The sequence below is a fragment of the Microcoleus sp. B7-D4 genome (genome assembly GCF_036705125.1).
In the GTDB taxonomy this organism is placed as follows: Bacteria; Cyanobacteriota; Cyanobacteriia; order Cyanobacteriales; family Microcoleaceae; genus Microcoleus.
The window spans coordinates 1-6567 of sequence record NZ_JAUBTT010000192.1; the positions used below are offsets into that span (position 1 = coordinate 1).

The window sequence follows — 6567 nt, forward strand, 5'->3', positions numbered from 1 at the left end:
TGCTTGAGAGTGAACGATTTGTATCTGCGAACTTTCTTGAATCCGGGAGGTCTAACTCCTTTCTTGTGATGCTTAAAAAAAAGTTGGTAGGCGATCGAGATTCGTTGGCAGATATCCTGCACCGCTTGAGAGCCGACCGTTTGCCAGAACGCTTTACGCTTTCTGTGTTTGGCAATATGCGATTGAAGTTTTGCACAATTCAAATGCTTTCCCCACATCCGGTAGTACCGTTTATGGAGTGCAATGCAATGGTTATAAATCACCCCCGCAGCATTGATACTTCGCTTGAGGTGTTTATTCCGCTTGCTTTGATATAGCTTGAACTTCAATGTTTTCATGCTAACTATGATAACATAATAGGTAGCAATTGGGTAGCCAAATGGTCAGAGAAAGATTAAGTATTCGCATTGCCGTGAGTCGGCTAGAGAAGTTGCGGAGAATTGCCAAACAGAAAGAAAAAACAATGACCCAACTTGTAGAGGACTGGATTGATAAGCTTAAAGAGGAAAAGCCGTCCTAAAAGGACGGGGCTTTAGACCCAATTTTTCGGTAAAACCTTTTTTTGCTCTTAGTCTTATTTATTCTTTCGTGTCTTATAAGTAACCACACAAAATTAATTACATAAAGACTCCTTGCTAGGCAAGGGTTTCAGTAGAAATATTGTGTAATTAATTCTGCACACCTACTTAGCAATCCTCGCATCAGTTGTAAAAATATGTAGGGGTAGTGCTAAGAGTGCCTACCCCTGCCAAGGCGGGGCAACCGGGCGTGGGTTTTGCCCCTACAAGAATTACACAAATCATTTAGGATTGCTATAGAGAGGGACGAAAGTTTTTGTATGAGCCGTGAAAACCGGCCATTCTAATAAATATAAAACAATACGCTTGGGTTAAAACTGTTTATTCCTCGGAGTTCCCCCTCGCATCCCCCTTAAGAAGGGGAGTAGGGGTTGACTTTGAATAAGTTCTTGTCCCCCCATTCGTAGGGGCGGTGCCAAGAGTGCCCGCCCTTGGCTAGGGGGGATCGGGATTAACTGCACCGTATTGAAATATAAAAAAGTTTTCAGTCAGCAAATGAGTTTTTTCGGATAAATTTTTCGCGGGAATTCTATCCGAAATGTCGAACCTTTTTTGGGCTGACTTTCGACCCTAATTGTGCCCTTCATCATTTTGACTAAAGAGGCAGTAATCGCTAGTCCTAAACCGGTGCCTGGATATTTGCGAGTTGTGGTTTGGTCGGCTTGATGGAATTTGTCGAAAATGTGGGGAAGATCGGTTTCACAGATGCCGATTCCTGTATCCCGAACGGTGATAATTAGCCGATCGCGATTTAATTCCCGCACCTCAATGTAAATGCTGCCCTCATGTGTGAATTTAACCGCGTTGGAAACGACATTGGTCAAAATTTGCCGCAGGCGCAACTTGTCATTAACTATAAACTGATCCTGCAAGCACACGCTGACGGACATGGCCACATTCTTATCGGTGGCTTGATTTCCGAATTCCAAGGCCACATCCATTACTAAATGCGCTAAATGAAATTTTTCAATTTTTAATTCTGTGCGGCCACTCTCGATTTTGGAGAGGTCGAGGATATCGTTAATTAGCAGTAGCAGATTTTTGCCGTTATGTAAAATGCGTCCCACCATTTCGGTTTGCTGGGCGGTCAGCAGTTGTTTGTGCTGGCGCAGCAGCAATTGGGAAAAGCCGATAATCGAATTCATGGGAGTTCGCAATTCGTGGGACATAATGCCCAAAAATTGCGATTTTAACTTGGCTGCTTCTAGCAGTTCCAATTTTTGCTGGTGAATGCGTCGCCCCTGATTTTCCAGTTCTTCCTGCTGACGAATTAGCAGCTCGTTTTGCAAGTCTAAAAGCTGTTCCTGCTTTTTTAATTTTTCGATCGCCAGCGCGTTGTTAATCGCGATCGCCGCTTGTTTTCCCATCACCGCCAGCAGTTTCTGAGTATGCCTGTCCATCGCCGTGCTGTCCTTCCCGTTGCCGATGGCCAACACACCCAAACGCCCGCTTTGCCCCCACTCGATCGCCGCTGCACAAGCCGCCGCCGGCAACAAGCCTTTGCCGCACTCCGACCGCCACAGTACAGACTCTCCCGTCGCAAATGCTTTCCACAGCAGCTTGTTTTGCACGTGCGGGGTTTTGCCCCCACCAAAGTTTTCCGTGCCCCCGACAGCGCTGAGTTTGAGGCCGCTGCAATCGGACTCCAGAAGAGCAACTAGGCAAAATTCCGCTCCGGCGATCGCCTCCACAGTCGCGTCCGCGATGGCTTGCAACAATTCACCCCAATTACCCGCGCGCTGGCTCAATATATTTGTAAACTGCTCTATCACCTGTAAATCCCGCCCCGCCTCTATTACCGTCCGGGCTTCGCACAATTTTTCATCTTTGAAATTAGCTTTCGAGCACGCTTGATGGCGCCAAAACTCTGGTTCTGCTTGGGGCTCGGCTTGAGTTTGTTCGATCGGTTCCATATCTATGTAGGTTCCCACCCACTCCAAAACTTCCTGACTGTCTAGATTAGCGGGCCATCCTCTGGCCACGTTCCAGCGGTAAGTGCCCTCTCGCGTCTGCAGACGAAATAGAATTTCGTAGCTTGGCGACGGGAACTTAGAAGTGTGCGATCTCGCCAATAGACGAGGGCGGTCTTCTGGGTGGACGCGCGCCAGATAGCCGAAACCCAAAGCTGCTGCTGCTGGTTCCCCGGTGTACTCCTCCCAGCGCTGACAGAAATAAGTCGCCCAGCCGTCGGCATTTGTTTTCCAAACTATGTGAGGAATTGCCGACCACAGGCGATCGTCCTGAGTTTGGCAGTCGCCAACTTGCGGTTGGGGGGATGTTATTTCAGATACTTTGTGTAAGATTTCCGAGTCGGAAAACTCCGAGGGAAAAGACTTATTGCCGTGATACTGAGTCATAACAGGTTATATAAATAAGCGTTGGACTAGAGCCCTAACACCGATTAAAGACTCGTGCTGCTAGCTTTATTGATTTTGAGGGCCCAAGTGCATCAAAATTTTTTATACTTTAAATTTATCTGGGTAGTGGTATCCTTACCTCTATCAACGGGCGGACAATGAGATAATTCAGTTAAACTATTGAAACATTGAGAGCTTACCTGTCCCGATCGGGCTCGTGCAGGCATCGCCGCAAAATAACTTAAAAATTAACTTGCATTCTTGGCGGCTGCATGAGTATGCTTAAAAATGATGTGCGACCTGTAAAACCCTAAATCAGGACACATTCTCAAATTTTCTCAGTTTAGCTGAGTCAGTTGACGATATTTTAAAAATTTAGCGGGCTATTGGAAGAAAGATGAGTAAAATTCGCGTTGCTTTGGTAGAAGACCATGACCTGACAAGAGTCGGCATCCGCACTGCTTTACAACAGCGTGAGACGATAGAAGTTGTCGGCGATGCAGCTAACGCTACAGAGGGATTGAAACTGCTTCAGTCTTCAAAACCTGACGTGGCAATTGTAGACATTGGCTTGCCGGATTTTGATGGCATTGAACTTACACAAAAGTTCAAGAAATCGGTAGCGGAGTCCGATCCTGATACAAAAATTTTGATCCTGACTTTTCAGGACAATGAAGAAGAAGTTCTGGCAGCTTTTGCCGCCGGAGCTGATTCTTACTGCATGAAAGATATTAGCTTCGATCAGTTATTAGATGTAGTAAAAGTAACTCACGAAGGTAACTCTTGGATCGATCCGGCGATCGCCCGTATCGTCCTGAAACAAGCTCGCACTCAGGAACCTGCGCCGGAAGAACCGAAGGCTGAGGGCAAAAGAGTCACAATTAAGGCGGCCGAACCTGAGTTTAGTCACATCATTGAGACTTACCCTTTAACCGAGCGGGAATTAGAGGTTTTGGAACTGATCGTGCAGGGTTACAGCAATGCTGCAATCGCCGAAAAGCTGTACATTACTGTCGGTACAGTCAAGACTCACGTCCGGAATATTTTGAACAAGTTGTGCGCTGATGACCGCACTCAGGCAGCCGTTCTCGCCCTGCGTTCTGGCTTGGTTGGATGAAGCCTTATCATCAGGCCAAATCAAGTTAAAAGTAGGGTGCGCTGGGCGCACCTTACTGCCACTGATTTATGGTGTGCAGTGTACACCGACTGACTAATTGTTACCAAAAAATTAGGGCAGGCAGTGTGCACTAGCCGAGCAATTGTTGGTTGTTAAAAAAGTGATAAAGTTTAAACCCGCATCTATCCCAGTACAGATATTTTTTTAAATATTAAAAAAAACGAATCTACCTTAAGATAGATGCTAAAAAACTATCGTAGTACCAATACTTATTGTTGAGCGATCCCCAGTTAAATAAACTTCGATCGCACTGCCGATATGGCGCGATTTCACTTCATAAAAGGCGCAGGCACAGGCCAGATGACGATACTTTTAGGAATAGTTAAGCCTTAAAGAAATTATATCCGTAGAGTGATGCTGAGTTCGCTTAAATTTGCGAAATTAAAAGTATCTACTGCTACTGAAATATTTTAGAAAGAGGTATTATGGCCGCTCCAATTGAATTCAAGTTATTTGCTCCCTACAACAAAGGAGCTGCCTTGATTGGCTCTTTTTCTAATTGGGAAGATATTCCGATGGAAAAGGACAAAGAGGGGTATTTCCGCACGCGAGTTGAGTTGGAGGATGGCGTTTATCAATACAAATTCCGCGTTCAGTCGAAAAGCTGGTTTGTGGAACCAGATCAGTGGGTAGATGTGGTCGATCCCTACGCGACTGACATCGACAATCCCACTCAAAACGGCATTGTTCGGATCAAAGATGGCGATCGCATTGTCGATACCTACGTCTGGAGACACGACGACAAACCGCTGCCAGCCGATCGGGAATTAGTGATTTATGAAATGCACATTGCCGACTTTTCCGGTGGCGAAGATGATCCCTTCGCCCGCGGCCAGTACAAGCACGTCGTCGAAAAACTCGATTACCTAGTCGAACTCGGCATCAACGCGATCGAACTCATGCCCATCAAAGAATACCCAGGCGACTACAGTTGGGGCTACAACCCCCGCTACTTCTTCGCTTCCGAGTCCAGCTACGGAACCACAGAAGAACTCAAAAACCTGATAGACGAGTGTCACGGGCGCGGTATTCGCGTCATCATGGACGGGATTTACAACCACTCGGAAGCATCGAGCCCCCTCACTCAAATCGATCACGATTATTGGTACCACCACGAACCCCGCGATCCTGACAACAATTGGGGCCCGGAATTTAACTACGAATTCTACGACGAAAACTTAGGAACTTTCCCGGCGCGCCAATTTGCTGGCGATACAGTCCGCTTCTGGATTCAAGAATATCATCTCGACGGCATTCGTTTCGACGCGGCGCGACAAATTGCTAACTACGATTTCATGCACTGGGTAGTTCAAGAAGCCAAAAATGCCGCCGGCCCCAAACCGTTTTATACCGTTGCCGAATACATTCCCGACGATCCCAGCATCACGAATGTAGACGGGCCGATGGACGGCTGCTGGCACGACAGTTTCTATCACTGCATCGTTCCACAACTGTGCGGCGACTTTTTTGATTTAGAACGCCTTAAAGATGTGATTGACTGCAAGCGGCAAGGTTACTTGGGTGCTACGAATGTAGTGAATTATTTGACCAATCACGACCACGATCGCCTTTTTGCCGAATTGGGTTCGTGCGGGATTTTGGATGAAGCAGCATTCAAGCGAGCGAAGTTGGGAACGGTGGTGTTAATGACAGCAGTTGGCGTGCCGCTGATTTGGATGGGCGAAGAATTTGGCGAATACAAAGCCAAAACAATTGAGCAAGCTAAAATTGACTGGACGCTGCTAGGAAATGACCTCAATAAAAGTTTGTGGGAATACTACAAAGGCTTGATTCACCTGCGTAAAAATAACCAAGCACTTTACACAGAAAACATCGACTTTTTCCACGAAGACCCCGAATCGAAAGTTTTTGCTTACACTCGCTGGAACGATGAAGGTTCGAGAGTTGTAGTAGTGGTGAATTGGTCGGAAAATTATCTGGCAGGTTACAGCGTTCCCCACTTCCCTGCAAACGGAAATTGGCACGAATGGACGGGGAATTATGATATTGAATCGGGCGATGACAATATTATGATTGACTTGCCGGAATACGAAGCCAAAGTGTTTGTTTGGCAGTAAGGCAACGGAGGACAAAGGCTTTCGCCGTTTCCCTACCCCAAAATAATCATTATGTAGGAAAACGGCACTGCCTTTCGTCGTGTCAACTTAATCTATCAGTCCGCCAGTCCTCCCACCCGGCAGTCCGCCAGGGACTGAAGTCCCTGTCTAATAGCTGAAGTCCTCTGAAGAGGACTAATGAGTTTTTCAGTCCTCTTCAGAGGACTTCGGCTTTGAGGCAGGGGTTTCAACCCCTGCCGGACTGCCGGAGTGCGGGTTTAACGCTAAGTTGACACCTATGGGCATGGCGCCGTGTCCTACTCTGCTACACAAATACTAGACAAGTCTCGACATTTGCTTCTTACTTCATCGGGAGCATGGGAGCGGTTATCCCTCAG

The 6567-nt window shown here is 46.9% G+C and carries 4 protein-coding genes; 3 read left to right on the forward strand and 1 reads right to left on the reverse strand.

Going from position 1 to position 6567, the window contains the following annotated elements:
- Window positions 1–317, forward strand: a 317-nt coding sequence (locus QUB12_RS36290; RefSeq protein ID WP_333310936.1) for a hypothetical protein, incomplete at its 5' end; no start/stop codon positions are given.
- A gap of 749 nt (window positions 318–1066) precedes the next feature.
- On the opposite strand, the gene QUB12_RS36295 is transcribed toward QUB12_RS36290, so the two are convergent.
- The gene (locus QUB12_RS36295) at window positions 1067–2935 is read right to left on the reverse strand and encodes a PAS domain-containing sensor histidine kinase (RefSeq protein WP_333310938.1); all 1869 of its coding nucleotides are present in this window, start codon (window positions 2933–2935) and stop codon (window positions 1067–1069) included.
- Window positions 2936–3332: 397 nt separating this feature from the next.
- Here QUB12_RS36295 and QUB12_RS36300 point away from each other — a divergent pair, with 397 nt between their 5' ends.
- A complete protein-coding gene (locus tag QUB12_RS36300) occupies window positions 3333–4052 on the forward strand; it encodes a response regulator transcription factor (RefSeq protein ID WP_333284065.1) in 720 nt (239 codons plus the stop codon).
- 485 nt (window positions 4053–4537) lie between these two features.
- Window positions 4538–6190, forward strand: coding sequence for an alpha-amylase family glycosyl hydrolase (locus tag QUB12_RS36305; protein ID WP_333310940.1), 1653 nt, complete (start codon window positions 4538–4540; stop codon window positions 6188–6190).
- Window positions 6191–6567: the final 377 nt, after the last annotated feature.

Coding starts and splice junctions, on each gene's coding strand:
- QUB12_RS36295 (WP_333310938.1), bottom strand. CDS start 2,935: ATGACTCAGTATCACGGCAATAAGTCTTTTCCCTCGGAGTTTTCCGAC.
- QUB12_RS36300 (WP_333284065.1), top strand. CDS start 3,333: ATGAGTAAAATTCGCGTTGCTTTGGTAGAAGACCATGACCTGACAAGA.
- QUB12_RS36305 (WP_333310940.1), top strand. CDS start 4,538: ATGGCCGCTCCAATTGAATTCAAGTTATTTGCTCCCTACAACAAAGGA.